26 protein-coding genes and 1 riboswitch are annotated in these 26,206 nt (G+C 65.5%); of the genes, 16 read left to right on the top strand and 10 right to left on the bottom strand.

What is annotated here, in order from left to right; genetic code table 11:
- The first annotated feature begins 36 nt into the window (after nt 1-36).
- Nucleotides 37-906, top strand: a complete 870-nt coding sequence (locus CAL22_RS01900; RefSeq protein ID WP_094809857.1) for a universal stress protein — start codon at nt 37-39, stop codon at nt 904-906.
- A 24-nt stretch (nt 907-930) separates the two neighbouring features.
- Here the strand turns inward: CAL22_RS01900 and CAL22_RS01895 are convergent, their stop codons facing one another.
- From CAL22_RS01895 to metX, 4 genes are all read right to left on the bottom strand, one after another.
- Entirely contained in the window at nt 931-1,998 is a 1,068-nt protein-coding gene (locus CAL22_RS01895; protein ID WP_094809855.1) for a porin, read from the bottom strand.
- A gap of 119 nt (nt 1,999-2,117) precedes the next feature.
- Nucleotides 2,118-3,374 carry a muropeptide transporter gene (locus CAL22_RS01890; protein WP_432264291.1) on the bottom strand — a complete coding sequence of 419 codons (1,257 nt, stop codon included), beginning with the start codon at nt 3,372-3,374 and terminating at the stop codon, nt 2,118-2,120.
- A 61-nt stretch (nt 3,375-3,435) separates the two neighbouring features.
- Nucleotides 3,436-4,047, bottom strand: coding sequence for a methionine biosynthesis protein MetW (gene metW, locus CAL22_RS01885; protein WP_094809853.1), 612 nt, complete (start codon nt 4,045-4,047; stop codon nt 3,436-3,438).
- Entirely contained in the window at nt 4,044-5,267 is a 1,224-nt protein-coding gene (metX, locus tag CAL22_RS01880; RefSeq protein ID WP_094809851.1) for a homoserine O-succinyltransferase MetX, read from the bottom strand. The genes metW and metX overlap by 4 nt, the downstream gene beginning before the upstream one ends.
- A riboswitch (SAM riboswitch) is annotated at nt 5,261-5,341 on the bottom strand. It overlaps the preceding gene by 7 nt.
- 127 nt (nt 5,342-5,468) lie before the next feature.
- Here metX and CAL22_RS01875 point away from each other — a divergent pair.
- Complete coding sequence (locus CAL22_RS01875) at nt 5,469-6,476, top strand: Ldh family oxidoreductase (RefSeq protein WP_094809849.1); 1,008 nt, start codon at nt 5,469-5,471, stop codon at nt 6,474-6,476.
- 14 nt (nt 6,477-6,490) lie between these two features.
- On the opposite strand, the gene CAL22_RS01870 is transcribed toward CAL22_RS01875, so the two are convergent.
- Nucleotides 6,491-7,384, bottom strand: coding sequence for an AEC family transporter (locus CAL22_RS01870; protein ID WP_094809847.1), 894 nt, complete (start codon nt 7,382-7,384; stop codon nt 6,491-6,493).
- 51 nt (nt 7,385-7,435) lie between these two features.
- Complete coding sequence (locus tag CAL22_RS01865; RefSeq protein ID WP_244193758.1) at nt 7,436-7,942, bottom strand: hypothetical protein; 507 nt, start codon at nt 7,940-7,942, stop codon at nt 7,436-7,438.
- A 33-nt stretch (nt 7,943-7,975) separates the two neighbouring features.
- Here CAL22_RS01865 and CAL22_RS01860 point away from each other — a divergent pair, with 33 nt between their 5' ends.
- The 6 genes from CAL22_RS01860 (at nt 7,976) to CAL22_RS01835 (ending at nt 12,670) form a co-directional block, all read left to right on the top strand.
- A complete protein-coding gene (locus CAL22_RS01860) occupies nt 7,976-8,896 on the top strand; it encodes an alpha/beta fold hydrolase (protein WP_094809845.1) in 921 nt (306 codons plus the stop codon).
- A 37-nt stretch (nt 8,897-8,933) separates the two neighbouring features.
- Nucleotides 8,934-10,520 carry a glutamate--cysteine ligase gene (gshA, locus tag CAL22_RS01855; protein WP_094809843.1) on the top strand — a complete coding sequence of 529 codons (1,587 nt, stop codon included), beginning with the start codon at nt 8,934-8,936 and terminating at the stop codon, nt 10,518-10,520.
- A gap of 36 nt (nt 10,521-10,556) precedes the next feature.
- Nucleotides 10,557-11,078 carry a lipocalin family protein gene (locus CAL22_RS01850; RefSeq protein WP_094809841.1) on the top strand — a complete coding sequence of 174 codons (522 nt, stop codon included), beginning with the start codon at nt 10,557-10,559 and terminating at the stop codon, nt 11,076-11,078.
- A gap of 115 nt (nt 11,079-11,193) precedes the next feature.
- Nucleotides 11,194-11,781: a TetR/AcrR family transcriptional regulator gene (locus CAL22_RS01845; RefSeq protein ID WP_094809839.1), complete on the top strand. Its 588-nt coding sequence runs from the start codon at nt 11,194-11,196 to the stop codon at nt 11,779-11,781.
- A gap of 120 nt (nt 11,782-11,901) precedes the next feature.
- The gene (locus tag CAL22_RS01840) at nt 11,902-12,399 is read left to right on the top strand and encodes a hypothetical protein (RefSeq protein ID WP_094809837.1); all 498 of its coding nucleotides are present in this window, start codon (nt 11,902-11,904) and stop codon (nt 12,397-12,399) included.
- A gap of 10 nt (nt 12,400-12,409) precedes the next feature.
- Nucleotides 12,410-12,670 (top strand): hypothetical protein, encoded by a 261-nt coding sequence (locus CAL22_RS01835; RefSeq protein WP_094809835.1) that lies wholly within the window; start codon nt 12,410-12,412, stop codon nt 12,668-12,670.
- A 38-nt stretch (nt 12,671-12,708) separates the two neighbouring features.
- Here the strand turns inward: CAL22_RS01835 and CAL22_RS01830 are convergent, their stop codons facing one another.
- From CAL22_RS01830 to CAL22_RS01820, 3 genes are all read right to left on the bottom strand, one after another.
- Nucleotides 12,709-15,150 carry a TonB-dependent siderophore receptor gene (locus CAL22_RS01830; RefSeq protein ID WP_094809833.1) on the bottom strand — a complete coding sequence of 814 codons (2,442 nt, stop codon included), beginning with the start codon at nt 15,148-15,150 and terminating at the stop codon, nt 12,709-12,711.
- An 81-nt stretch (nt 15,151-15,231) separates the two neighbouring features.
- Entirely contained in the window at nt 15,232-16,233 is a 1,002-nt protein-coding gene (locus tag CAL22_RS01825) for a FecR family protein (RefSeq protein WP_094809831.1), read from the bottom strand.
- A gap of 13 nt (nt 16,234-16,246) precedes the next feature.
- Nucleotides 16,247-16,771, bottom strand: a complete 525-nt coding sequence (locus tag CAL22_RS01820; protein ID WP_244193756.1) for a sigma-70 family RNA polymerase sigma factor — start codon at nt 16,769-16,771, stop codon at nt 16,247-16,249.
- 416 nt (nt 16,772-17,187) lie between these two features.
- Between CAL22_RS01820 and CAL22_RS01815 the strand changes: the two genes are divergently transcribed.
- The 8 genes from CAL22_RS01815 to CAL22_RS01780 all read left to right on the top strand — a co-directional run bounded on the left by CAL22_RS01815 (nt 17,188) and on the right by CAL22_RS01780 (nt 25,133).
- The gene (locus CAL22_RS01815; protein WP_208621845.1) at nt 17,188-17,619 is read left to right on the top strand and encodes a hypothetical protein; all 432 of its coding nucleotides are present in this window, start codon (nt 17,188-17,190) and stop codon (nt 17,617-17,619) included.
- A gap of 36 nt (nt 17,620-17,655) precedes the next feature.
- Entirely contained in the window at nt 17,656-18,186 is a 531-nt protein-coding gene (locus CAL22_RS01810) for a fimbrial protein (protein ID WP_094809827.1), read from the top strand.
- A gap of 135 nt (nt 18,187-18,321) precedes the next feature.
- Nucleotides 18,322-18,876 (top strand): fimbrial protein, encoded by a 555-nt coding sequence (locus tag CAL22_RS01805; RefSeq protein WP_094809825.1) that lies wholly within the window; start codon nt 18,322-18,324, stop codon nt 18,874-18,876.
- A gap of 65 nt (nt 18,877-18,941) precedes the next feature.
- Nucleotides 18,942-19,670: a fimbrial biogenesis chaperone gene (locus tag CAL22_RS01800; RefSeq protein ID WP_094809823.1), complete on the top strand. Its 729-nt coding sequence runs from the start codon at nt 18,942-18,944 to the stop codon at nt 19,668-19,670.
- A 53-nt stretch (nt 19,671-19,723) separates the two neighbouring features.
- Nucleotides 19,724-22,201: a fimbria/pilus outer membrane usher protein gene (locus CAL22_RS01795; RefSeq protein ID WP_244193755.1), complete on the top strand. Its 2,478-nt coding sequence runs from the start codon at nt 19,724-19,726 to the stop codon at nt 22,199-22,201.
- On the top strand, nt 22,189-23,328 hold the full coding sequence (locus tag CAL22_RS01790) for a fimbrial protein (RefSeq protein WP_094809819.1): 1,140 nt from the start codon (nt 22,189-22,191) through the stop codon (nt 23,326-23,328). The genes CAL22_RS01795 and CAL22_RS01790 overlap by 13 nt, the downstream gene beginning before the upstream one ends.
- 114 nt (nt 23,329-23,442) lie before the next feature.
- Nucleotides 23,443-23,913 carry an acyl carrier protein gene (locus CAL22_RS01785; RefSeq protein ID WP_094809817.1) on the top strand — a complete coding sequence of 157 codons (471 nt, stop codon included), beginning with the start codon at nt 23,443-23,445 and terminating at the stop codon, nt 23,911-23,913.
- Entirely contained in the window at nt 23,910-25,133 is a 1,224-nt protein-coding gene (locus CAL22_RS01780) for a beta-ketoacyl-[acyl-carrier-protein] synthase family protein (protein WP_094809815.1), read from the top strand. Before CAL22_RS01785 ends, CAL22_RS01780 begins: the two co-directional genes overlap by 4 nt.
- 109 nt (nt 25,134-25,242) lie before the next feature.
- Here CAL22_RS01780 and CAL22_RS01775 read toward each other — a convergent pair whose 3' ends face one another.
- A complete protein-coding gene (locus CAL22_RS01775) occupies nt 25,243-26,181 on the bottom strand; it encodes a LysR substrate-binding domain-containing protein (protein WP_167383534.1) in 939 nt (312 codons plus the stop codon).
- Nucleotides 26,182-26,206: the final 25 nt, after the last annotated feature.

Genomic DNA, 26,206 nt, shown 5'->3' with positions numbered 1-26,206 from the left:
CCGGCTGCCGCAGGCAACCCCACCAGGAGTAGACGCATGACCGACCCCGCTGGCTCCATTTTGCTCGCCACGGACCTGAGCGCACGCAGCGACCGCGCTCTGGACCGCGCCATCATGCTGGCCCGCCAGCAACATTGCCGCCTGGTGGCCCTGCACGTCATGGAGGCGCCCCACGCCACGGCCCTGACCACGCCGGCCTGGCGGCGCCTGACTCCCGATCACAAATCCCTGGCCGAAAGACGGCTGGCCGACGATCTGGCCGACGCCGGCATCGCCACTGAGGCCGTGGTCGCCAACGGCCATCCGCTGGACGTCATTCTGGATACGGTGGCGCATTTCGATGGTTCGCTCATCGTGACCGGCGTGGCGCGCGAAACGACGCTGGGCCGGCTCATGCTGGGCAGCACCGTCGAACGCCTGGCCCGCCAGGCCACGCAACCCGTGCTGGTCGTCAAGGCGCGCCCGCGCAAGCCTTACCAGGACGTCGTGATCGCCACCGATTTTTCGGAAGGTTCGCGCCAGGCACTGCGTGCCGCGCTCAAGGTCGCCGGCCAGGCCCGCATCACGCTTTTCCATGCCTACGCGGTGCCCGCGCAGCAAGAGGGCGTGCCGCAGGACACCGTGGTGCGCAGCTTTTATAACGATGCCTTGCAGAAGGCCCAGGCGTTTCTGGCCGCCACCCCCGAGCTGGCCGGTAGAACGCCGCCCGACATCGTGCTCGAGCCCGGCCAACCGGAGAACCTGCTGTCGGAATTCGTCTTCAATCGCCGCTGCGATCTGGTGGTGACGGGCACGCACGGACTGACCGGCATCCTGCGCACGGCCATCGGCAGCGTCGCGGAGAAACTGCTCGAAGCGCTGCCTTGCGACGTACTGATCGTGCGTCAGAACAAGACAGCGGACTGAAGCGGCGGCCAGGCCGCCGCACGGTCAGAAGATGTGGCGTATGCCTACGGCTGCGCCCACTTGCGAGCTCTGCCCGGCGATATCCACCGCCGAGGCGTCGTAGACCTTGTTGTAGTCCACGGTGCCATAGAGCTGGGTCCGCTTGGTCAGGGAGTACTCGGCCACGCCCACCAGGGCCAGCCGCTTGCCCTTGTCGCCATCGACCTGGATATTCTTGGCGACATCGTAGTAGGCCGCGCCGGTCAGCGCCCAGCGGCCGGTGGCCTGCCAGGTCGCGCCCAGGAAATAACCGTTGTCCTTGCGGTCCAGGCCCGTCGTGGGCATGGCGTTACCCACCACCGCGTTGACCCAACCGGTTTCGTCGCGGCCATTGAAATAGCCCGCAAACAGCTTGACGGTCTCGAGCTTGTAGCTGGCGTTCAGGTTCCAGACCTGTTGGCGGTAATCGGAGTTGCTCTCCGAATATGTCTTCTGATAGCCGCCGCCCAGGGAGAAGGGGCCGGTGGTGTAGGTCAGCGTGGTCCCCACCTGCTTGCCCAGGCGATGGTCGTCGAAGTCACTGCCAAACGCATAGGAGACGATGAAATCAAAGCCGCCCAGCTTGGCGTTGCGGTAACGCACCGAATCCGAGCTGCGCGCGCGCGACATGGCGACCGGCAGCCAGGAGTTCTCGGCGTAGTTGCCCACCGTCAGCGGATCGTAGGAGTCCGCCAGAATGGTGAACAGCGGCGTGTCCTGGCGGCCCAGCGAGATCGCGCCCCATTGGCCGCCATCCAGGCCGACATAGGCGTGACGGTTGAACAAGCGGCCGCTGTCTGACTGCTCGCCATTTTGCAGATTAAAGCCGCTTTCCAGCCGGAAGAAGGCCGTCATGCCGTTGCCCAGATCCTCGACACCCCGCAAGCCCCAGCGGCTGTTCGAGATGGCGCCGTTCTCCATGGAGAAGCGGCTGGCATTGACATTGGTGGCACCGCTGCTGGTGCTCAGATAGCGCAGGCTGGCATCGGCAATGCCGTAGAGCGTGACGCTGGTTTCAGCATGGATGGCCGGTGCAATGCACAGGCCAGCGAACGCGATGGCGTATCGCTTCATGGAGGTCTCCTCGTTGTCGGGCGGGGTCGGCCCTGTGTTGTTCACCCGGCGTTCGAGGCCGGGCAGCGCGGATAACGCTGGGCCAACCTTATCACCGTCCACCCCGCACCGGGCAAGCCTCAGCCCTTCGCAACGTCCCGTTCCAGCGCATCGATGTCGTCTTTGCGCAACCAAAGCAGCACCAGCCCCGGCAAGGCGATGAACACCGTCACCATGAAAAAGCCCGCCCAACCCATGTAGGCCACCAGCACCGGCGTGAGCGGGCCGGCCAGATAGGTGCGGCCCACGGCCGACAAGGCGGACAGCAGGGCGAACTGCGTGGCCGAAAACGCCCGGTTGCACATCGCCATGAGCAGCGCCACGAAGGCTGCCGTGCCCAGGCCGCCGCAGAGATTCTCGATGCCCACGGCCGCGGCCATCAGGGGCAGGCTTTTCGGCGCCACCGCGATGACCCAATATCCCAGATTGGAGACAGCCTGCAGCAGACCAAACGCCATCAGCGAGCGGTAGAGCCCCCAGCGGCCCATGATGGCCCCGCCGGCCAGCGCGCCCACAATGGTCGCGGCCAGGCCCAGGACCTTGTTGACCGTACCCACTTCGGTGGGCGTGAACCCCACGCCGCGCAGCAGGAAGGTGGTCGACAACGCCCCGGCAAAGGCATCTCCCAGCTTGTAGAGCACGATGAGCGCCAACAGCGTCAGGGCGCCCCGGCGGCTGAAGAACTCGCGAAACGGCTCGACCACCGCGCGCCCCAGGCTGCGCGGGGCGGCGGCGGGGCGTTCGGGCTCGGGCGCCCACAAGGTGCCGAGCACCCCGGCCAACATGAGAAAGCCCATCAGGACATAGGTGGTGCCCCAGCCCAGCCAATGGTCGGCCAGCACCAGGGCAAGGCCGCCGGACACTAGCATGGCCAGCCGATAGCCCAGGACTTTGACCGCCGCGCCCGCCCCGCGCTCATTGTTGTGCAGAACGTCCGTGGAATAGGCATCGAAGGCGATGTCCTGCGAGGCCGAGAGAAAGGCCACCAGCACGGCGAGCAATGCCAGCGGCAAGAGCGACTTGCCCGGCGACAACAGCCCCATGCCCATGATGGTGACGGCCAGCAGCAACTGCGTGACCAGCATCCAGCTGCGCCGCCGCCCCAGGAACGGCGGGGCATAGCGGTCTATCAGCGGCGCCCAGAGGAACTTCAGGGTGTAGGCAGTGCCCACCAGCGTGAGAAAGCCGATTTCCTGCAGGGAGACCCCTTCGACGGTGGCCCAGGCCTGCAGGGTGCCGCTGGTCAGCGCCAGGGGCAGCCCGCTGGCAAAGCCCAGCACCAGCAAGGGCGCCACGCGACGGCTCAAATAAATCCGGTAGCTATCGGAGGCGATGATCAATCTCCACGGCTGCGGCCCGCGGGCGGGCCAATATCAAGGCAAGGTGGGATATTAAAACCTAAGCCTCGAATCGATACACCGCCAGCGTGCTGCGCCAGCTCGGCAGGAACCTGACCTCGTGCTCATCGTTGAACGTGGCCCGCTCCAGGATGCGCACGCCGACATCGCGCGCCAGATCCTCAAAGTCCTTGAGGGTGCAGAGGTGAATGTTGGGCGTGTTGTACCACTGATACGGCATCTGGCCGGTGACCGGCATGCGGCCGCGCAGAATCGACCAGCCATGCGGCCAATAGCCGAAATTCGGAAACGAGACGATGCCGAAACGCGACACCCGCGCCATTTCGCGCAGGATGTGCTCGGTGCGATGCACCGACTGCAAGGTCTGCGACAGCACCACGGTCTCGAACTGCTTGTCGTCGAACATGGCCAGGCCCTCTTCGAGGTTCTGCTGGATGACTTCGACGCCGCGCCGCACGCAGGCGATGACGCGCTCATCGTCGATTTCGACACCGGCGCCCCGCACCTGACGGTGATCGCGCAGATAGGCCAACAGGGCACCGTCGCCGCAGCCCAGATCCAGCACCCGCGAAGCGGGCGCGATCCAGCTGGCGATGCGTTCAAGGTCGGGGCGCAGCGCCAACGGCGCGACAGGGTTCTGGGCAGGACTCATGCCAGGCATTCCTCGGCGGATGGCTGGGACTGCAGCCCCAGACTGCGGGCGATGCGCTCGTAATAGCCTCTGACCACGGCGTGGTAGCGCGCATCCTCGAGCAGGAAGGCGTCATGGCCGTGCGGCGCATCGATTTCGGCGTAGGTCACCGGGCTGCCATTTTTCAGCAGGCCCCGAACCAGTTCGCGCGAGCGCTCGGGCGGAAAGCGCCAATCCGTGGTGAACGACACCAGCAGGAAGTCGGCGGTGGCCGGCGCCAGCGCGCGCGCCAGATCGCCGCCGGTATCGCGCGCCGGATCGAAGTAATCCAGCGCGCGGGTGATCAACAGATAGGTGTTGGCGTCGAAATAGCGCGAAAACTTTTCGCCCTGATAACGCAGATAGGATTCCACCTCAAACTCGACGTCGTACCCGTAGCGGTACGCGCCGTTTTCGGCGGGTTCGCGCTGGGTGCGGCCGAACTTCTCGGCCATGTCGTCATCGGACAGATAGGTGATGTGGCCGAGCATGCGCGCCACGGCCAGGCCGCGGCGCGGGACGGTGTTGTGCGCGTAATAGTCGCCGCCGTGGAAATCCGGATCGGTGATGATGGCGCGGCGCGCCACCTCATTGAAGCCGATGTTCTGGGCCGACAGGCGCGGCGTACTGGCGATGACCACGCAATGGGCCACGCGCTGCGGCAAGGTCAGCGACCAGCTCAGCGCCTGCATGCCTCCCAGCGAACCGCCCATGACGGCGGCAAAGCGTTCGATGCCGAAATGATCGGCCACGCGCGCCTGGGCGCGCACCCAGTCTTCGACCGTCAGCACGGGAAAGGCCGCGCCCCAGGGCTGGCCCGTCTCCGGATTGAGGCTGGCCGGGCCGGTCGAGCCGAAGCAAGAGCCCAGGTTGTTCACGCCGATGACGAAAAACACATTGGTGTCCACCGGCTTGCCGGAGCCCACCATGTTGTCCCACCAGCCGACATCCTTGGGGTTGTCGGCCGCGATACCGGCGACGTGGTGCGAGGCGTTCAAGGCGTGGCAGATGAGCACCGCGTTGCTGCGCTCGGCATTGAGCGTGCCATAGGTTTCGACGGCCAGCTCGTAGGCGTGCAGCGACTGGCCGCTGGCAAGCGGCAGCGGCTCGTCAAAGCGCAAAAAGACAGGAGAGACGACCCCGACGGAATGCAGGGTTTCGGACGGTGCGGCGTTGGCCGCAGCAATAGCAGGGCTAGTCATGCAGACAGACCTCTTTAGCTGGATTTATAAGAGGCGCCCGCAAGCGGATCAGGCAAATCGGCGCCGACAATGTGCGAGACATTCTAGCACCGCGTGGCCAAGGGCCCAATTGGCAGCGCGCAGATGCGCACATTCCTGCATCGTGGCAGGATGCCGGTAACACGGCGCCCACGCCGCCGTCACCCTTCTGGAAATCACATCATGGCCCATGTCTATCTCGACGAATTGCAGTTGCTGGCCGCCGCCTCGCTGGTGGCCGCCGGCGCCACGCCCGCCATGGCCCAGGCCACGGCCAGCGCCCTGGTCTACGCCGACAGCCAGGGCCTGACCTCGCATGGCGTATCGCGGGTGGCCGCCTATGCCGGCCATCTGCGCGCCGGCCGCGCCGTGGGCAGCGCCGAGCCGCGCCTGGTGCACCATAAAGGCGGCGCGGCGCTGATCGACGCCGGCTCGGGCCTGGCCTATCCCGCCTGCGCCATGGCCATCGCCGAGGGCATCCGGCGGGCGGGCGAGCACGGGGTGGCGTTCATCGGCGTCGGCAACAGCCATCATTTCGGCGCGGCCGCCTACCATCTGGAGGCCGTGGCCGAGGCCGGGCTGGTCGGCCTGGCGCTGAGCAACTCACCGGCGGCCATGCCCGCCTGGGGCGGCAAGCGGCCGCTATTCGGCACCAACCCGATCGCGGCGGTCTTTCCGCGCCGGCGCGGCGCGCCCCTGCTCATGGACCTGTCCTTGGCGCAGGCCGCGCGCGGCAAGCTCATGATCGCCGCGCGCGATGGCAAGCCCATCCCGCCGGGCTGGGCGCTGGATGCCGAAGGCCAGCCCACCACCGACCCCAAGGCCGGCCTGGCGGGCAGCATGTTGCCCGCCGGCGGCGTCAAGGGCGCCATGCTGGCCATGATGGTCGAACTCCTGGTGGTGGCGCTGACCGGCTCGCAATTCGGCTTCGAGACCGAATCCTTTTTCGGCAACGAAGGCGGCCGGGCGCGGCTGGGCCAGGCGTTTTTACTGATCGACCCGCAAGCGCTGGCCGGCCGCGAAAGCTATCTGGAGCGCGTCGAGACCCTGATCGAAGCCATGCTGGCCGACGACGGCGTGCGCCTGCCCGGGCAGCGCCGCAGGGAGTTGCGCAAAGAGGCGCTCAAACACGGCGTGGACATCCCCGACGCCCTGCTCGCGGAACTGCGCGGCATGTGCGGCGCAAGCTGAGGCGTGGGGCGGCCTCAATGCCGCGTGAACCACAGCAGCGCGGGGGCAATCAGCAGAAACAAGACCGTCGACACCAGTACGGCGCCGGCCGCGGTGTCGCCCATATCGGTGTAACGGCGCGCGTACATATAACTGACCACCGCGCAGGGCATGGCCATCTGCAGCACCAGCGAACCGGCCAAGGGGCTTTCCAGCCCCAATGCCCAGACCACGGCCAAGCCCACCAGCACGCCCACCACCAGCCGCATCACCCCCAGCCCCGCCCCCACGCGCAAGCCGCCCGAGGGAATCAAGGCCAGCGCGTGACCCAGGCTCAGCAGCATGAGCGGCACCGTCACCCCGCCCAGCATGCGGGCCGTCTCGATGATCCAGGCCGGCACCGGCACGCCGCTGTAACGCCACGCGACCGCGATCACCGACGCCAGCAAGACCGGGCTGCGCCAGCCGCCGCGCGTGGCCACGCCGGGCAGGATGCGCACGCCCACCGTGTGCATCACAAAGGAGTTGATGGCGAAAAAGGCCACGGCCGCCGACAGCCCCACGTCACCGAAGGCCAGTTGCGAGACCGGCAGGCCGAGATTGCCCGCATTGGGCAGAAAGGCCGTGGGCAGCAGCTTGCGCACCGGCAGGCCGCTCACGCGCAGCAGGGCGGCGCACACCAGCGCGCATAACAACAGCGCCAGCAGTGAGGCCAGGGTGATGTCGCCCAACGCACGGTCGTCCAGCTTGGTGGTCACAAAGGTGTGGAACACCAGCGCCGGCGTGGTGACGGAAGTGACCAGCATGGTCACGAAAGTGCCCCCGAAGGGATAGTCGCGCTTGCCCCAGAACACGCCTATGCCCACGCACGCCAGCAGGGGCATCAACATCATCACGGCGGAAAAATAGAACTGCACGACGGCAAACATGGCAAACCTGTTCTCTCAAACCACCCGCGGCGGAGGATTCCGCCACGGCATTCAGGGGCGCAACTGCGCCGAGCGCAGAAACTCGCGGGCGTGCTCGGGCGACAGCGAGCGGCTGCTGCCCGTGGCCATGACCTCGATCAACATGCCGGGCGTCACCCAGATCCTGGCCACCAGCCAGGCATCGGGCTGCCCGGCGCCGGCGTGAATCTCGATCTCCGCGCCATCGACGAACGCGGCATCGGGCGGATCCGCCCCGAAGTTGGCGTACAGGCCGCGCCTGAGCGCCTCGCCCAGCGCGCGCGCGGCGGGCTGGCCCCGCAAGGCTTCAGGCAGATGCGCATAGCCCACCGCGAAGACCGCGCCCTCGACCCGGGCGGAGGTCAGCGAAAAACGCAGGGCCTGCCCGGCCAGAACGAGATCCCGGCTATCGGTCTGCACTTTGGCCGGAAAAGCCGCCCGCAGGCGGCCGTCGGCCACGTCCAGTTCGCGCCAGTCATAACGTGGAGAACACGCGGCCAGCAGGACGCAGGCGGCCATCAGGATGAGTTTCTTGAGCATGCAATGAAAGCGCGCTGAAATGGCGAAACGCGGATGCCCACCGGCAGCCCGCTCCTGCAAGGAAGTTGGGAATTGTCGCCTATTTTGCTTGACCCTGCCTTGGCCGACGACGGCACGCCGCTGGCGCGTTACCGTTGGCCCGCGCGCGCTGCGCAACCCGCCGCGGCGGCCTACCTGTTGCACGGATTGGGCGAGCATGCCGCCCGCCATGAACGCCTGGCCCGCTGGCTCAATGCGCGCGGCTGGCTGGTGGGCGCGCACGACCATCGCGGCCACGGACGCTCGGGCGGGCCGCCGGCCGGTTTGCGCGAACGCGATGATCTGGTCCGCGACGCGGCCGGGCAGATCGCCGCCTTCGCGGCCGAGACCGGCCAACGGCCTTTGCTCATCGGCCACAGCCTGGGCGCGCTGGTGGCCCTGCGTCTGGCCTTGCAGGCCGGCCCGGCGATCAGCGGCCTGGTACTGTCCAGCCCGCCGCTGGCGCTGCGCATGCCGGGGTGGCTGCTGCCACCGCTGCGCCGTATCGCCGGCCGTTGGCCCGACGCCGCCCTGGCCTATCCCCTGGCGCCCGCGCGGATCTCCCATGATCGGGCCGTGGTGCAGGCTTTCCGGCGCGATCCCCTGGCGCGCCGCTGCATCACCGGTCGCTTGGCCGGCTTCATCGACGCCTCCGTGCCGCTGGTCATGGCGGCCGCGCCGCGCCTGCCGCTGCCCACGCTTTTGCTGGTCGCCGGCGATGACCGCGTCGTGGCGCCGGCCGGCAGCCGGCTGTTCGCCCAGCGCGCCCCCGCCGGGCTGTTGACCCTGCGCTGGTACCCCCGCGCCTGGCACGAACTGTTCAACGAACGTGCCGACTACGCCGATCCGGTCTATGCTGACCTGGCCGCCTGGCTCGACGGCCGGCAGATTTCCCTAGACCGCACGGGGCCAAATTCGGCGCCCCGCGCGCTCTGAACGTAAAATCTCCGCTCGATAACCCAAATTCATCGCCGTGACAGCACATTCCAACCCGCGCTTTGCCCTGGTTCAGGCTCATCTCGATTTGCTGGCGCAAACCCTGCGCGGTGTCGAGAAAGAGGGCCTGCGGGTGGACGCCCAAGGCGCATTGGCGCGCACGCCCCATCCCAGCGGCCTGGGCTCGGCGCTGACCAACGAGCAGGTCACGACCGACTACTCCGAGGCCCTGCTCGAACTCATCACCGGCACGCACACCAGCGTGGAAGCCTTGCTCGACGAACTGCGCGACACGCACCGTTTCGTCTACAGCGTCCTGGACGGCGAGTTCATCTGGAATCAATCGATGCCGGCGCGCCTGCCGCCCGAAGCCGAGATTCCCATCGCCTGGTATGGCAAGTCGAATACCGCCATGCTCAAGCATGTCTACCGCCGCGGGCTGGCCGCGCGCTATGGCAAGACCATGCAATGCATCGCGGGCGTGCACTACAACTTCTCCCTGCCCGAGGCGCTCTGGCCCGTCATCGAGCCGGGCGCCGCCTCGCTGCAGGAAAGCCGTTCGCGCGGCTACATCGCCCTGATCCGCAATTTCACGCGCTATTCCTGGTTGCTGATGTATTTGTTCGGCGCGGCGCCGGCGCTGTCGAGCGCCTTCATGAGCGGACGCGAGCATCCCTTGCAGCAACTCGGGCCGGACACGCTATACCTGCCGTACGCCACCAGCCTGCGCATGAGCGACCTGGGTTACCAGAATAAGGCCCAGGCTCAGCTCAAGCTTTGCTACAACGACCTGAGCACCTTCCTCGGGCGCCTCTACGAGGCCGTCACCCAACCGTGGCCGGCCTACCAGGCCATGGGCACGCATCGCGACGGCGAATGGATCCAGCTCAACACCAATGTGCTGCAGATCGAAAACGAGTACTACTCCAGCATTCGCCCCAAGCGCGCCACCGGGCGCGGCGAACGGCCGATCACGGCGCTGGCCGAACGCGGCGTGCAGTACGTCGAAGTCCGTTGTCTGGACATCGATCCGCACGAGCCGACCGGCCTGTCGGCCCAGACGGCGCGCTTCGTGGATGCTTTCCTGCTGTTCTGTGCGGTCTCGGAAAGCCCCTTCTTCTCCCAGCAGGGCTACTGTCAGCGCAGCGCCGACAACTTCGCCACGGTGGTCAAGGAAGGCCGCAAGCCGGGCCTGATGCTGGACCGCGATGGCCAGGCCATCGGTCTGGCGCAATGGGGAGAAGCGCTGCTCGACGACATCTCGCACTACGCCGCGCTGTACGACCAGGCCCTGGGAGGCCAGGCCTACGCCGAAGCCGTCGAACAGCAACGCGCCAAACTGCGCAACCCCGATCTGACGCCCTCGGCCCGGGTGCTGGCCGAGTTGCGCACCAGCGGCCTGTCCTTCCAGGACTACACGCTGGCGCAAAGCCAAGGCCACGCGCAGACCCTGCGCGCGCAGCCCCTGCCGGCTGAGCAAGCCAGCGCCTATGCCCAGGCGGCGGCGGCGTCGCAGGCGCAGCAACACAAGATCGAGCAGTCCGATACGGTAGACTTTGACACCTATGTGGCGCGCTATCACGCCGCCCTGAAAAACCCGCTGCCGGCCCGCGACGCCAACTGAAGCGCCTCAGGCGGCCGCCCTTGCAGGAGAGTTCGCATGCGCCGCCTGATGTTGCTTAGCCTGGCCGTGCTCGCCGCCACGCCCTGGGCGGCGTGGAGCCAGACCCCCGCGGTGCGCGCCGTCGAGCAGGTCGATCTGGCCCGCTACGCGGGGCGCTGGTACGAGATCGCGCATTTGCCGATGTTCTTTCAGCGCAATTGCGTCGGCGACACGACGGCTGAATACACCCGCAATGCCGATGGCACGGTCGGCGTGACCAACCGTTGCCGCGACAAGAACGGCGACATCGACAGCGCCTCCGGCACCGCCACGGTCGTCGAAGGTAGCGGTAACGCCAAACTCGAAGTTTCTTTCTTCAAGCCCTTCAAGGGGGATTACTGGGTCATCGGCCTGGATCCCGACTACCGCTGGGCCGTCGTGGGTGAGCCAGACCGCAAGCATTTGTGGATTCTGGCCCGGACCCCCACGCTGCCGCCCGAGACGCTGCAACAGGCCTTGGCCATCGCCAAAAGCCAGGGTTACGACCTGAGCGAGCTCAAGTACACCGAACAACGCTAAGGCCCCGCCGCCCGCCGGCGGCGTCCGGCCGGTCTTGACAAGCAACCGACCAACTAGTAGATTGGCAGCCAAGCACCGGACTGCCGGCGGCTCCTTGTTCACATCCCAGCTTGCCATGCCTACCGAACTGTCTCCCCGCGCCGCCGAAATCGTGGATCACGCCAAGCAATTGCTGGCCGAGGGCGGCTATCACGGCTTTAGCTATGCCGATGTCTCCAAACGAGTGCATATCGGCAAACCCAGTATCCACCACCACTTTCCCAGCAAGGCGGATCTGGTGCTGACCGTCGTCAACCAGCATCGGCAGCAGGCGCGCAGCGGTCTGGCGGCGCTCGACAGCCACGTCACCGACCCCCTGGCGCGCCTGACGGCCTACACCGACTACTGGGCCAAGTGCATCCGCGAAGGGAGCCAGTCGATGTGCATCTGCGCCATGCTGGCCGCCGAGCAGACCATGATTCCGCCTGAAATCGCCAGCGAGGTGCGCGGCTATTTCGAGGATCTGAGCGGGTGGCTCGCGCGCGTGCTCGACGCCGGCGCGGCTGGCGGCAGCATCGTCTTGCGCGACAGCGCCGCGATCGAAGCCCAGACCTTCATGGCGACGGTGCACGGCGCCATGCTCACGGCCCGCGCCCTGAACGATCCCCAGGCTTTCCAGACGATCGCCCAGGCAGCCATCCACCGCTTGGCCCGAGCGGCCTGAACGAGATGTTTCGCGGGGCGGCAAGCCGCCTCTTTTTTTAACGCCCGTTAACCGACCAACTAGTTGATTGTTTTCTAGCGTCTTTGCCCGCGGCCTTAGCGCCCTCATTCCGGAGCCATCATGCCTCATCCCATTTCTTTGCTGGGCGCCTGCCACACCGCCATCAGTGTGCTGACCTTTGCGGCGGGCGCCTACGCCTTTGCCCGATACCGCCGCATCGACCCCGCCCATAAAAGCGGCCAAGGCTACGAAGCCGGGATGGTGCTGTCCGTGGTGACCTCCTTCGGCCTGTCCAGCACGGGGGGCTTCAATGTGGGCCACGCCCTGGGCATCCTGGCGCTACTGGCCCTGCTGAGCGCCCGTCTGCTGCCTCGTATGACCTTCCTCGGCGGCGCACGGGCCTATCTGGCCCAGCTTGCCTACACCTTCAGCTTTTTCCTGCTGCTGGTGCCCGGCATCAACGAAACCCTTACCCGCCTGCCCGCCAGCCACCCTCTGGCCAGCGGCCCGGAATCGCCCCTGGTGCGCGGCGCGCTGGCCAGTTGGCTGGGTATCTTCGTGCTGGGCGCGATCGTGCAGACCTGGTGGCTGCGCACCCAGCGCAAACGCGCGCAGTGAACCGCCTCCCATGACCGGACGCGACCCTGCGCCTAGCGCACCGGCCGACGCCCTGCGTCTCATGCTGACCGACCGGGAAGCATTGGAAGGCGTGGCGGCGTGGTTGCGCGGGCAACACCTGACCCTCGCTCTGACGGCAGGCGACCCGCGTCAGGCCATCGAGGTGGAATCGTGCGCGGGATGGCTGTTGCGTCTGGTGTGCCATGCCTGTGCCCAGGCGTCGGCGCAACCGGCGCACCGGGCCGCGGTGCCGGCCGGCCCGCGGCCGTGACCGCGAGACGGCCGGCGCCGCAGCGCGCCCGGCCTGGCTTACATGGCGTAGCGCAAGGTCAGCATGGCACTGCGCGGCGCGCCATAGATGTTGTAGAAAATGCCGTAACCCGGCGTGCGCAGGTACTCACGATTGAACAGATTGTTCACCGACAAGGCCGCATCCCAGTTCTTGCTGATCTGGTAGCCCAGGCGCGCGGACACGGTCATATAGCCGCCCTGGCGCATGGACGACGTATACACATCGCTTTGCGCCTGCACGCCGGCACCAATGCGCCAGCCCAGCAATGCGCCGCCGAAATCCTGACCATTGAACCGGTACTGCGTCCAGAGTTTAAAGAGATGGCGCGGCAGCACATCCGCCCCGAAACGCTGCCCCACATTGTCCGGATTGGAATCCTGCAGGTACTTCGCGTTGGTGTAGGTATAGCCGGCCGCGATGTCCCAACCCGGCGAAGGGCTGCCGCTGATCTCGGCTTCCCAACCCTGGCTCTGCACCTTGCCCGCCGACCGGTAGCAGCTGCCCGTCAGCGTGCCATCGCAACCGACGTGCGACTCATCCAGCATGGCGCGGTTCTGATCGCGGATGCGGAAGAAAGCCAGCGACGCGTTGAGGCGCTTGTCGAAGAACTCGCCCTTGATCCCGGCCTCGGTCTGCCAGCCCACACGCGGCTTGAGCGTCTGCTCGTTATAGTCCTTCTCGGTCTGCGGCACGAAGATGTCGGCGTAACTCGCGTAGACCGACACCTGCTTGCTGACGTCCCAGATGAGGCCGCCAAACGGGGTGAACTTGTTGTTCACGTCGGCCGCGCTGCGGGTGTAGTCCGAGGGGTCGGGCGAAACGTCGCGGCTTTTCTCGGCGTAATCCGTCCAGCGCCCGCCCAGTACCAGCGTCAGCGGATCGGCCAGCTTGAAGCGGCCCGTCGTATACAGCCCATACTGCGTGGTGATGGTCTTGCTCTTGCTCAGCACGGGCAGTTCGTAGAGCGCGTTGAAATCGTGATCGTTCAAGGGCTCCACATCGGACAGCACGGAGAATCGGCTGCCGGTGAGCGAATCGTAACGCGCGTAGTTGTAGCCCACGGTCAGAATGTGGTCGCGACCCAGGAGGTGGACCGGCCCGGACACGTGAATGTCGCCCTGGTCCCACTTGAAGTCATTGGCGATGCGGCCCACATACATACCGCTGCGGCCCGTCGCGACATCCAGCGGCGCGCTCGCGAAAGCCGAGTAGCCGCGATAACGCGTATCGCGATGCATATAGGCGGCCGACAACTCCCAGCCGCCGCCCAGGCGATGCGTCACATCCATGCCGACGTCGTAGGTATTGTCCTTGGACATCCGGCTCGGCCCGACGTAATCGTCGCGCGAGGGCAGCGTGTCATCGGCGTACAAGGGCAGGCCGTTGAAGTTGCGAAAGCGCCGCTCGTTGTAGGTGGCGGTCAGGCCAACGGTGGTGTCTGGCGTAAGGTCGTACTCCAGCACGCCGTAGAACGTCGTGGGCTCGGTGCGGCCGTAATCATAGAATTTGTTCTCGGCCTCGTAAGCGCCCACCAATCTGCCGCGCAACGTGCCGGACTCGTTCAGCGGGCCGCCGCCGTCGGCTTCGATGCGCCGATGATCCCACGAGCCGACCGTGGTCGAGGCCGAGAAGTGCGCCACATCCAAAGGACGCTTGCGCACATAATTGATGACGCCGCCGGGCTCGCCCGTACCGGTCAACAGGCCCGACGGGCCGCGCAGGATCTCGACGCGGTCGTAAATGGCCAGATCCATGTGCGGGCTGTAGTCCTGCTGCGGCAGGCCATCGTACTGGGCACTGGTCGAAAAGCCCCGCGCGCTGAATTTTTCCGTGCCTTCGTAATCGGAGGCCGTCATGCCGGTGACATAGCTCAGGGCATCGGCCACCGAGTTCATGCCCTGGTCATCCATCTGCTGCCGCGTCATCACCGAGACCGATTGCGGGATCTCCCGCAAGGAGTCCGCCCCCTTGGTGAGCGACACGCCGCGCGCGGCATACGAGCCGGTGCCCTCGGTGGCGATATTGTGACGGCCTTCCACGCGCACGGCCTCGAGCGTGGACACGCTCTCGCGCGTCTGCGGGTCCGGCACCAGCACGTAACCGACAGCGGTTTTATTGGCGCGGTAGCCCGTACCGCGCAACAGCGCGGCAAACCCCTCGTCCACCCCGTAGCTGCCGCGCAGCCCTTCGGTGCGCAACCCGTCCAGGCTGCGTACATCCAGCACGATCTCGGCGCCGGACTGCTGCGCATAGCGGCTGAGCGCCGGCGCCAGCGGGCCGGCAGCGATATCGTACTGCACGGCGGCGGCGGGAGCAGGCTGCGCCTGCGCCATCGGCGGCAGGGTCAGCGCCAGGGCGGCGGCGACGGCCACGGGCAAGTGCCGGATCAAGGGGAGGCGGGGCGTGCGCGCCACCGGGTACGCGTTGGCGCGCTGAGCGCCACGGCGAGGGGAAGCCATGTCTTCGGGTCCTGTTGGTGTGTTCTCTCTGTTTGACGAACGAGAATTCCAAACTGGAACCACCCCTGCGAAAAAAATAAATCAGCGCGCCCCCGGGAAGTCCACCCGCACCAGATACGGTGTGTACTTCCGTACGCGCAGACCGGGCAGATTTGCCGCCAGCAATTGCAAGGCCCGGTCCGTATCATCCAAAGGCAGCACCGCCGAGATGCGCAGATGCCGGATGGCCGAGGCGTCGTACTGGATGCTGCCGCTGCGGTAGCGGCTCAAGTCATCCAGCACTTCGGCCAGAGGCCGGTCATCGACCAGCAGCCGGTGCTGGGCCCAGGCCTCTTCGATACTGCGCGCATCGAGAGGCGTGACCGGCGACACACCGTCGGCGCGGATACGCACCCCCTCTCCGGCATGCACCACGGTCGACTCGGTGCTGTGCGCGCGGCGCTGCTGGGCGGTCTGCACCCCCACGCGCGACTCCAATACCTGCAGAACGGTGTCGTCTTCCTCGCGGCTGACCACAAAGCGCGTGCCCAGCGCGCGCATCGAACCGTCGCGCGTCTCCACCACAAACGGGCGCGCGGCATCCTTGGCCACCTCGACCAGGATTTCGCCTTGCAACAACTCGATGGCGCGGCGCGCGGCGTCATAACGCAAGTTGACCGCGCTGGCACTGTTGAGGGTGATGCGCGTGCCGTCGGCCAGCGTCTGCGTCGTCCATTGCCCGGTGCTGGTGCGCACATCGGCCATCAGGTAGGCCGGCGGGTACACCCGCAGCACGGCCCACAGCGGAATCAGCAGGGCACACGCCAAGGCCAGCGCGGCGGCATAGGTCTTGGCGCGGCGGCGGCTCTGCGTGCCCAGCACCGAGGCCAGCGCCGCACTACCGGCGGCGCCGCCCCGGACCGAACGGACATGACCCAGCAAACCCTCCATGGCCACCGCGGCGGCGGCATGGCGCGGGTCGACACGCTTCCAGGCCTCGAACTGCGCGCGGGCGCGCGTGCGCTGCCCCGGGTCGTCGGCAGAGAGCTGCACAATCCATTGCGCGGCCTCGGCGGCCAGAGAATCGTCTTCGGCGGTGGTCACAGCGTCAGCAGCATCAAGCCAAAAGGCGATTGCAATGCAACAGCACCTGCACCAGGTACTTTTGCACCATCTTCGTGGACACGCCCAGATGCGCGGCCACGGCAGCGTGCGTCTGCTCTTCGAGGTAATGCAGGAGAAAGGCGGCGCGTGCCTTGGACGACACGCCTTCGAGCACCTCGCAGATCTGCGTCAATGCCTGCAGCGCGATCAGAAATTGCTCGGGAGAAGGGTAGAGCGACGCCTGCGGCGCGGCCAGCTCCAGCTCGGCCAGATAGGCCCGCTCGATCTGCTCGCGCCGGGCCCGGTCCACCAGCAGACGTTTGGCCGTGGTGGTCAGATAGGCCCGCGGCTCTTGAATCTGCAGGCGTTGGCCCAGCAAGGCATCGCGCGAGGCCAGCAGCCGCTCAAACGTGTCTTGCGCCACGTCGGCCGCATGATGCGCACAGCCCATGCGCTTGCGCAACCAGCTGAACAGCCAGGAATGATGGTCGCGGTACAGCACGTGCAATTGCTGCTGTACGCCGGATTCTGCGGCCACCTTTCCTCCCTGCGCAAGCTGCCGAACCAAATCTAAATGAGAATATTTATCAAATTTAAAACAAAAAAATAAGGCCGGCAATCGACATCCTGTGTCAGCCCCGGGCGGGGTGGCGTAGAAACCACAGTGGGCCTGGGCGCGGCGGCATCGCAGGCCGACCCGAAGGGAATCCACGCTCACCGCAACGGCCTTGCGCCATCGCGTGGCAAGCCCATGCAGGCCTTCGGGCGCGCGCCAACGCAGCGGTATCCGCATCGTCTGCGCCGGTCGAAAAAATACCGCTCCGAAGGTCACAAAGTTAGGCCCATTCACTGGATTCCTCATCGGACTTTCGCAATACTCAAAGTGCGTCCTACAGCCTGACAACAAGGGGCTTCATCACGATCGGGCAGACGCCAACTCGCGGAGCAGAGGCAATGAGCAGGCTTGGACTATGGGGCGATTACAGCAAGAAGATCGTCTGCAATGAGTTGCGCCAACAGAACCTTCTGTCGATCTCCGACTGGGCCCAAGAGGCCAGCGACTGCGCCACGAAATTCTCCCTGACGACCTATCAAGGCTACAAACTCTGGGCCGTGCCGTGCCTGCGCCTTGTCCGCCAGTACCCCTGGTTTGCCCGCTGCATCGCCACCGTGGTGCGCTGGATGGTGGCCGACATCCGGTTCGAGCGCGGCCTGCGCGCGCGACCGCATTACGTTGGCCGCCTGATACGCCAGCGCGTGTTCTGGCCCACCAACTGGTTCCTCGGCAAATGTCTCCTGATCTTGCGCCACGCAAGGGCGACGGGCGCGGAGCGCGCTGCCGTCTGTGCTGGTCCGCGCAAGCTCGAGCCGGTGCCTTTTCTGTAAGTCGGTTCTCTTTACTTTTTTGAAGGATCTTCCATCATGAAAAAAGTACTTATCGCAACCGCCATCGCGGCTTCCATGGCGCTCATGGGCAACAGCTTTGCAGCGGACACCGGCACCATCAATTTCGAAGGCGAGATCACCAATTCGGCGTGCTCCCTCGGCGGCGGCCAGCTTGGCACCAATATGACCATCCAGCTGGGATTGATCTCGACGAACCGTTTTGCCGCTGCAGGAGACCGCAGCCCCATGGTGGACTTCACCATCGCCCTGGTCGGCTGCGACACGTCCGTGGCTCAGAACGTGGATGTCGCTTTCGCGCCGGGTGCGGGGGCAGTGGTGAACAGCCGCCTGCTTGGGCTGGAGAACAATGGCGGCGCCCAAGGCGTAGCCATCGGCATTCAGGATCAAGACGGCGCCAACGTCGTGATCGGCGGCCCGGCCACGCGCTACGGGCTCTCCGATGGAAACAACAACCTGAATTTCAAAGCCTTCTACGAATCCACGAGCGCTACCGTCGTCGCGGGTTCCGCAAACGGGAAGGCTATCTTCACGCTGACCTACGTCTGACAGACGCCCACGAAGACCTGAGCCGGATCTGAGATCCGGTTCAGCCCCGAACCCAGCCAGGTACCGACCCTCTGGCGCGCTCGAACCGCGCGCCAGAGTGGGCCTGCGTCTGCCGGACTCCGCACGGGATGCACGATGCGCGCTCTCACAATGGCAGTTTTCGGATGGCCCACGGCGCTGACGCTGGCGCTGAGTGCGGGCTACGCCCATGCATCCACCGTATTGACCATCAACGCAAACCTGACGACGACGCCCTGCACGCTGTCTTCACCTACCGTCGTTCTGGGGCGGGTTCCCATCATCGAATTCGGCCCCAACGGCGCGATGGGCGCTAACTACACCAAGGATTTCTCCCTCACTATCGGAGATTGCGAATTGACCACACTGCGCTCGGCGAGTCTGACCTTCACCGGGACGGTGGTCAGCCAGCTTCCAGATGCCACCGGCCTGGCATTGACACCCGTGAGCGGAGTGGCCCAAGGCATCGCCATCACGCTGAAGAACAACGACCCCATTCATGGAACGCTGGGTCAGAACATCAGCTTCAACGGTCTCGTCAGCTACCCGCTCGATGTCGCCAGCGGGAAGACCACCTTCGAACTGCGCGCCGCGTACGCACGCATCCCAGGCGCGACCGTCGTGCCCGGGCCCGCGTCCAGTTCGGTCCTCGTCACCATCTCCTATAGCTGAATCCCCGGCGGCCCGACCCCGTCTCCGTCTCGCCCTTTGCGCTGCTGCAACAATAGGTGTACTTGATGAAACTCAGACCGGCCATTTGTCTTTACCTGGGCGCCTTCCTCTGGCCCATGGCTGTTCCCCAAGCCGATGCGGCGGTTCAGTTATCCAGTACGAGGCTGATCTTCGAGGAAGGCAAACGCAGTGCTGCCGTCTACGCCAAGAATCTTGGCGAGCCCGTCGTCGTCCAAGCCTGGATCGAAGGCGTCGGCGAGAAGATGGAAACGCCGTTCTTCATCACACCGCCGTTGAGCCGCTTCGATGGCGACACCGAACGCAGCCTGACCGTCACACGGGTCGGCGACAACGTGCCCCAAGACCGGGAAAGCTATTACTGGATCAACGTTCTGGAGATCCCCCAGAAAGCGCAATCCACCACCAACACGCTTGCCTTCGCCACCCGCACCCGGATCAAGCTGTTCTATCGACCCGCCGCGATCCGCGGCCTGCCCCGGGGACCGGAGCAGCTTGGCTGGACCGTACAGCGCGGTGCAGCGAAATGCCAGCTCAGCATCGCCAACGCCTCCGCCTTCAATGTCAATTTCTCCAAGCTCGTCGTTTCCGGGCTCAACCAGGAGGTGGGAAGAGGCGTAGTGGCCTTGCCGCTGACGACCACTACCGTCGAACTCGCCTCGTGCCCCCCGCCCGGTTCCACCATCACGCCGCATGTCGTCAACGACTACGGCGCTTTCGAAGCATGGCCGGCCGTCACGCCGCAGTCAGGAGGCACTGCGGCCAGGCCGAGGTAATGACAACGCGCTTGCCGCCACGACCCTCTGCGTCCCTGGGCACGACGCTGCTTATGCTCCTGGTCAGCGTGGCTCAGGCCCAATCCCCGGATCCCGATCCGGAGACTGCCGCGTCGGGGATGCAGTTCGACAGTAATTTTCTGCATCACATCGATGGCCAACCCAAGGCCGACCTCTCGGTGTTCTCGCAGTCCAACCGCGTGCTTCCCGGCATGCACTCGGTTTTCGTTCGGCTCAACGAACAGCCCTTGGGTATCCGGGAACTTGATTTCGTCAAAGCGGCAGGAAAGTTCGACGCCCAGCCCTGCATGACGCCTGCGTTCTTGCACGAGCTCGGTGTGAAAACCGAAGCCTTCCCTGCCTTTCGGAATATCGATCCTCAGGACTGCCTGAGCGGGCTGAACGCCTTACCCAATGCCTTCACTCGTTACGATCACAGCAAGAACATCCTCAATGTGTCCATCCCTCAAGCCGCCCTGGATAACAAGGCGCGCGGCTATATCCCGCCGGACATGTGGGACGACGGTGCGACCGCTTTCTGGTCCGCCTACCGGCTCTCGATGAACCGCACGCATTACTCATTCGGCGACCAAAAGCAAAGCAGCGACACGCGCTTTGCCAGCTTGCGCAGCGGCCTGAATGTGGGCGCCTGGCGGGTCCGGGTCAATGGAAACTATTACGACTCCGGCGGCCGCGCCGAATGGGACTGGGGAGACCGATACCTGGAGCGCTCGATCAACCCATGGCGGGGGGTGCTTCGCATGGGCGACGCTTATACGTCCGGAGACATCTTCACCGGCCTGCGGTTACGCGGCCTGCAGCTACGCTCCGATGAAGGCATGCTGCCCGACAGCCAACGCGGTTATGCGCCCGTCATTCGCGGCATTGCATCGGGCTACGCCAAGGTGACCGTGCGCCAACGCGGCAACGTCATCTACTCCACCTTCGTGCCCGCCGGCCCCTTCGTCATCAACGATCTTTATTCCACGCCGGGGGCTGGCGACCTGGAGGTCGAAGTCCAGGAGATTGGCGGCAAGACGACACGCTTTATGCAGCCGTTTGCCGCCCTGCCCATGCTCATGCGCGAAGGCATATGGAAATACAACGCCGCCTTGGGCGAGTATCGCCACAACTACGGATCCTCCAAGCCCTGGCTCGGGCAGGCCACGGCAGCCTACGGCCTGCCTTATGGGTTGACCGCCTACGGTGGTGCGATGGTTGCGCAACACAAGTTTCAATCCCTGGCGCTTGGCGCCGGATGGAATCTGGAGTATCTCGGCGCCCTGTCGCTCGACGTCATCGGCTCGCGCTCGGAGAGCGACAAGGGCAAACGAGATTCGGGCCATGCCGCGCATCTGCAGTACGCAAAGTCGTTTGCCGGCTCAGGTACGGACTTCACCCTTGCGGGCTATCGCTACAGCTCCTCAGGATTTCGCAGCCTCGACGACGTGGTGCGCGAACGCGCCTCCCTCTCGCAAACGCAATACGCCTACAACCGGCAACACGAATACCAACTCTCCCTTGCTCAGCGGGTCGGCACCGTCTCTTCGATTTCTCTCAATTACTTCGGGGTTACCTACCGCAACGCGCCGCGAAACTCCGCCTATATGCAGCTCGGCTTCAACAGTTCGGCCGGTTTTATCGGCTACTCGGTGAACTACAGCCTGAGCAAGGGGCCATGGGGCGCCACCGACCGCATGCTGATGGTCACCTTCAGCATTCCCTTGGGCGCGCGCCAGACGGCCAGCTACACGCTCAACCATAGCAACCACAATGGCACCAGTAACGACGTCGCCCTAAGCGGGCCGCTCAACGACGACTATTCATTGACCTATGCCGTCCAGACGGGCGTCACCAGCGGCAGCGGCGACAACAACGGCAATCATGGTTATGGCTCCCTGGGATATCAGTCGCCCGTAGGCACAGTCAACCTCAGCCATGCTTACGATCAAAGCAACCGCAGCACGACGCTGGATGTCAGCGGCGCCATGGTGATCGACGCGCGCGGGCCGCTGTTCGGCCAGGACATCGGCGAGACCGCAGTCATCATCGATGCCCCGGGCGCCGGCGGCGTGGAAGTCAACAACTATCCCGGTGTACGCACCAACGCCCAGGGGCGCGCCCTGGTTCCGTACGCCACGCCCTACCGCGAGAATCGCATGCTTCTGACCGCCGCCGAAGAGGATATGGAGGCTACGCTGAAAGACAACATTAAATCTGTCGTGCCTACCCGAGGGGCCATCGTCGTCGCAAAGTTCGACACCGACGTGGGACGCGCGCGCCTGATCAGCCTGCGCGACCCGCAGGGCGATATCCTGCCGTTCGGCGCCAGTGTCTACGACACCGACGGCGAGCAACGCGGCATCGTCGGGCCCGTGGGCCGCGTATGGCTGACCGGCCTGCGGACCGACGTCCATCTGGTCGTGAAATGGGGAGAGCGGCAGCAGCATCGTTGCACCGTCGTGGTCGACGACGCCGTCGTGCAAGACAAGGCTGATGCCGCGCCCAGGGAGTTGGTATGCCAGCACTAAAGCCATTGCGAGCCGGCGCGCGGCCCGTCGTACTGACCCTGCTGGCCGCGGCAGCCAGTCTGGTGTCGATGCATGATGCGCGCGCGGCGTGCGCCGTCAATCCCGGTGGCACGGGTCCGGCCACCGGCACCACCTACGAACGCTATGACCCGAACTCGGCGCGCTACCCCTTATCGCCGCCGCAGACGATCATCGCCGCGCCCAGCAATCCGACGCCGGGTCAGATCCTGATGCGCATGACCAAGCCCTTGCCCACTTACTCGGGCGGGCAGCAGGGGCGGGGCACCGCCTACTACGGTTGCACACAGGGAACCGTCGAGAACTTCGCGGGTGCCGGCGCGCTGGTCGCCGGCTTCAGCGACGTCTACAGCACGGGTTTGCAGGGCATCGGCTACCGCGTCGCTTACTACATGCAAAGCGGCGATCCGAACAGCGCTGTTTTCGCCCCGCAGTCCTATGCCAACCCTTACGCCAACGGCGTGCTGTACTACCCGTTTGGCGGAGGAGAGGCGGGGCCGAGCCTGGAGACGATGATAGAACTGGTGGCCACCGGCGGACCGGTGGGCCTGGGAACCATTTCCGCCTCGCAGGTATACGGCCAATCGACCGTAGCAGGGGCGCCTGCGACACAGCTCTACAAGGTCTACCTGGCCAGCAGCATCACCGTCGCGAATCCGACCTGCGACACGACGAGCGCCGCCCTGACCCTGACCTTGCCCGATGTGTCGACCACGACGCTGCTGCGCGACGGGGAAGGACCGAAGACCGACCTGACTTTCTCGGTCGCATGCAATGTCCCCAGTACGATTTCGCCTTCGATCACGATCGCCTCCTCGCATCTCGTCGCCGGGACGCAGAACACCCTGGCGAATATGTCGTCGGCCGCCAACAAAGCCGAAGGCGTCGGCATCGATGTATGGCTCGGATCGCCTACGCCTGGCGGCGGCTATACGGCGCCCACATTCGGATTGGCCCATCCCGACTATGGCGTCTCCGCCGATGGCGCCTCGCCCACGTCCTTGTGGAGCTTCCGCATCGCGGCCAATCTGAAGCAGATCGGGGCCAACAACACGGTAAGGGCCGGACCGGTGACGTCGACGGCCACCCTTACCTTTACCTATAACTGAGGCGGCGCAAGGCCCGTGCCGCTGCTGCCCTGAGGTAAGATGCAGGCGTACCAAGTAGTTCGCGCCATCGGCCGGCAGGATATGAGGCCGGTCTTTCTCCCTTCTGAGTCCGCGATGCCGACGCAACTTGAAGAAATCGCTTTGCCCGCGACTGACGAGTTGCGCCAAAAACTGGCCGAGATCGTCGCCCGCGTCTGTAATTGCGATCCGCAGCCATTGCTTGACGACCAACCATTCTCCAGCGCCGTCGAACAGTTCGACTCGCTCGCGGTGCTCGAGATATTGCTCGAAATAGAAAAGACCTACGGCATCGATACCGACGAAATGCTCCCCGTCGATGAGGAGGCAGGCGCGCAGGAAATGACCAGTATTTTCCCCGCCAACCTGAGCGCGCTCATCGACTACATGCATGATGTCATCGCTCAGCGCCCGGCGCGCCAGGCCGCCATGCAGGCGCGCATACGCCAGGCGCAACGCAAGGCCGGCACACCACCGAGCGACGATGGACACGCGCCGATCGAGACGCGCGGCCGCCAGGCGCCGGACACCCCGGATAGCGGTCAGCGCCCGCCCCATCAACCATGACCAAACGCCGTGTCGTTATCACCGCCATGGGCATGGTCACTCCGCTCGGCGCGACCGCTCAGGAAACCTTCGCCGCGGCCCTGGCAGGCCGCTGCGGGCTCATTGCCGATCCGTCCGGCCGCACCGATCGCCAGGTGGGTATCGTTACCGCACCGGTCACCGATTTCGTCGCAGCCTCTCAGGCCCGCAACATGGATCGGGTGACCCTGCTGGCCGATTCCGCGGCTCGTGAGACGCTGCAGGCGGCCCGCCTCGATGAAGATCAGATGAGCCAATGTGGCGTGTTCATCGGCACGGGCGTGGGTGGCGTGAGCACGCTGAGCGAAGCGGTGGAGATTTTCCACCATGTCACGCCCAAACGCGCGATCCTGGTGATCCCGGCCGTCATGGCCAATGCGCCCGCGGCGCATCTCGCACAGAGCATGAAGTCCATGGCCGAAGCGCAGACCTATGCGACGGCGTGCTCCGCGGGCGCCGTGGCGATCGGCGAGGCCTTTCGCAGAATCCGCGACGGCTACCTCGATCTGGCCCTGGCGGGCGGCGTCGAGTCCATGATGGTCGCGCCCGTCATATCGGGCTGGCAGCAATTGCATGTCCTGTGCGGCGCACCCGAGGCGGGCAAGGTGGGCGGCTGCCGCCCCTTCAGTCTCAAGCGATCCGGCTTTGCCTTGTCCGAAGGCGCCGGTTTGATGATGCTTGAGTCCGAGGCGCACGCCACCGCACGCGGCGCGACCATCATCGCGGAGATCTGCGGATACGGAACAAGCAATGATGGCACCCATCCCCTGCGTCCCGACTCGCGCGGCCAGTCTCTGGCCATGTCGCGCTGCCTGGCGGACGCCGGCATCGCACCAGAGGAAGTCGGCTATTTGAACGCCCATGCGACCGGCACCCTGCTGGGCGACCGCATCGAAACCGAGGCCATCAAGCAGGTCTTCGGCGCTCACGCCAGCGATCTTCCGATCAGCAGCACCAAAGGGGCGCTCGGCCACTTGATCGGTGCGGCCGGCGCGGTGGAAGCGGCAATCACGGCCTTGGCCGTTCAGGCGCGCCACGTGCCCCCTACGCTGTACTGGGAAGCAGGTGACGAGCACTGTGATCTGGACTACATCCCGGAGGGATCTCGTTCGATTCCCACGTTGCGCACCGCCCTCTCCAACTCTTTCGGCATGGGCGGAAACAATGCGGTGTTGGCGTTTCGGGGCGCATCGTCCGGCTGAGCCGACAGTCGCACCATGCAGACTGCGATCGGCCCGCAGGGCCCGCCGCAGCATTTCCCCGACGCGGCGCTCGGCAACATATCGCATTGGACGGCAATGTTTGCCCGCTTCAACAGGCCGCGAGCGCCTGCACGATCAGCCCGGCCGACGGAGACAAGCCGGACTCGGCGCGCCACCACACGCCGATGGGGCGTTCGGTGTCAGGCAGTTCGATCGGCAGCGCCACGACGAGTCCGCTGCCGGCCTCGACGTCGGCGAGATGATGTGGCCAGATCGTGATGAAGTCCGCCGCCAGCAGCAGGGTGCGGTTGCTCAGAAAAGACATCGATTCCACATGGGGCACGGGCGGCTCAAGCTCGGCGGCTTCGAAGGCTGAGTCGATCTGGCGCCGCAGGCTGGCATTGACCGGCGGCAGAATCCACGGCCAGCGTTTCATATCGGCCAGTGACGGCGAAGCCATCTGCAACAGCGGATGCGAGGCGCGCACGACCAGCTGGGCGCGGTCCGGACCCAACACTTTCTGCTCGATGTCCACCGGCACGCCGCCCGGCGGAAGACGGCCGACCACCAGGTCCAGCTCGCCTCTGCGCAGCAAGGTGGTCAGCCATTCGTGCTGCCCTTCGGAGATGGATACACGCAGGGCAGGATTGGCGCCGATGACACGCGCGACCGCCTGAGGCAACAGCCCGCCGGCCGCCGAAGGCAGGGTTCCGATGGCGACGCTGCCATGGCCCTCGCGCCATTCATCCAGGTCACGGCTGACGCGCCGCAATTGGGTGAGAATGCCGCGCGCATGCCCCACCAGCATCTGGCCGCAGGCCGTGGCGACGGCGCCGCGGCTGGTGCGCCGAAACAAGGCCACGCCGATCAGGGCCTCGACTTCCTGCAGCGCCTTGGTGACGGCGGATTGGGTCATGTTCAGCCGTTCGGCCGCACGAACCAGACTCCCCTCGCGCTCGATCACGTCGATGAGCCGTAAGTGACGCAGGGAAATGCGATGCTCCAGATTGCTCATGGCTGACGGATCGGGTTTTCCCTGGGTATTCATTTTGGTTAATTCAGCGGCAGTGTAA

The organism is Bordetella genomosp. 12, assembly GCF_002261355.1.
Taxonomy (GTDB): domain Bacteria; phylum Pseudomonadota; class Gammaproteobacteria; order Burkholderiales; family Burkholderiaceae_B; genus Bordetella.
Note: the sequence above shows the minus strand (reverse complement) of the source record. Positions and strands in the feature narration are given on the sequence as shown.

What these genes read in the sequence shown, in the direction of transcription:
- CAL22_RS01830 (WP_094809833.1), bottom strand. Translation starts at nt 15,150, where the DNA reads ATGGCTTCCCCTCGCCGTGGCGCTCAGCGCGCCAACGCGTACCCGGTG.
- CAL22_RS01800 (WP_094809823.1), top strand. Translation starts at nt 18,942, where the DNA reads ATGAAACTCAGACCGGCCATTTGTCTTTACCTGGGCGCCTTCCTCTGG.
- CAL22_RS01860 (WP_094809845.1), top strand. Translation starts at nt 7,976, where the DNA reads ATGCCCACCGGCAGCCCGCTCCTGCAAGGAAGTTGGGAATTGTCGCCT.
- CAL22_RS01895 (WP_094809855.1), bottom strand. Translation starts at nt 1,998, where the DNA reads ATGAAGCGATACGCCATCGCGTTCGCTGGCCTGTGCATTGCACCGGCC.
- CAL22_RS01775 (WP_167383534.1), bottom strand. Translation starts at nt 26,181, where the DNA reads ATGAATACCCAGGGAAAACCCGATCCGTCAGCCATGAGCAATCTGGAG.
- CAL22_RS01875 (WP_094809849.1), top strand. Translation starts at nt 5,469, where the DNA reads ATGGCCCATGTCTATCTCGACGAATTGCAGTTGCTGGCCGCCGCCTCG.
- CAL22_RS01815 (WP_208621845.1), top strand. Translation starts at nt 17,188, where the DNA reads ATGAGCAGGCTTGGACTATGGGGCGATTACAGCAAGAAGATCGTCTGC.
- CAL22_RS01835 (WP_094809835.1), top strand. Translation starts at nt 12,410, where the DNA reads ATGACCGGACGCGACCCTGCGCCTAGCGCACCGGCCGACGCCCTGCGT.
- CAL22_RS01790 (WP_094809819.1), top strand. Translation starts at nt 22,189, where the DNA reads ATGCCAGCACTAAAGCCATTGCGAGCCGGCGCGCGGCCCGTCGTACTG.
- CAL22_RS01805 (WP_094809825.1), top strand. Translation starts at nt 18,322, where the DNA reads ATGCGCGCTCTCACAATGGCAGTTTTCGGATGGCCCACGGCGCTGACG.
- CAL22_RS01795 (WP_244193755.1), top strand. Translation starts at nt 19,724, where the DNA reads ATGCTCCTGGTCAGCGTGGCTCAGGCCCAATCCCCGGATCCCGATCCG.
- CAL22_RS01900 (WP_094809857.1), top strand. Translation starts at nt 37, where the DNA reads ATGACCGACCCCGCTGGCTCCATTTTGCTCGCCACGGACCTGAGCGCA.
- CAL22_RS01850 (WP_094809841.1), top strand. Translation starts at nt 10,557, where the DNA reads ATGCGCCGCCTGATGTTGCTTAGCCTGGCCGTGCTCGCCGCCACGCCC.
- CAL22_RS01845 (WP_094809839.1), top strand. Translation starts at nt 11,194, where the DNA reads ATGCCTACCGAACTGTCTCCCCGCGCCGCCGAAATCGTGGATCACGCC.
- CAL22_RS01780 (WP_094809815.1), top strand. Translation starts at nt 23,910, where the DNA reads ATGACCAAACGCCGTGTCGTTATCACCGCCATGGGCATGGTCACTCCG.
- CAL22_RS01810 (WP_094809827.1), top strand. Translation starts at nt 17,656, where the DNA reads ATGAAAAAAGTACTTATCGCAACCGCCATCGCGGCTTCCATGGCGCTC.
- CAL22_RS01840 (WP_094809837.1), top strand. Translation starts at nt 11,902, where the DNA reads ATGCCTCATCCCATTTCTTTGCTGGGCGCCTGCCACACCGCCATCAGT.
- metW (WP_094809853.1), bottom strand. Translation starts at nt 4,047, where the DNA reads ATGAGTCCTGCCCAGAACCCTGTCGCGCCGTTGGCGCTGCGCCCCGAC.
- CAL22_RS01870 (WP_094809847.1), bottom strand. Translation starts at nt 7,384, where the DNA reads ATGTTTGCCGTCGTGCAGTTCTATTTTTCCGCCGTGATGATGTTGATG.
- CAL22_RS01865 (WP_244193758.1), bottom strand. Translation starts at nt 7,942, where the DNA reads ATGCTCAAGAAACTCATCCTGATGGCCGCCTGCGTCCTGCTGGCCGCG.
- metX (WP_094809851.1), bottom strand. Translation starts at nt 5,267, where the DNA reads ATGACTAGCCCTGCTATTGCTGCGGCCAACGCCGCACCGTCCGAAACC.
- CAL22_RS01785 (WP_094809817.1), top strand. Translation starts at nt 23,443, where the DNA reads ATGCCGACGCAACTTGAAGAAATCGCTTTGCCCGCGACTGACGAGTTG.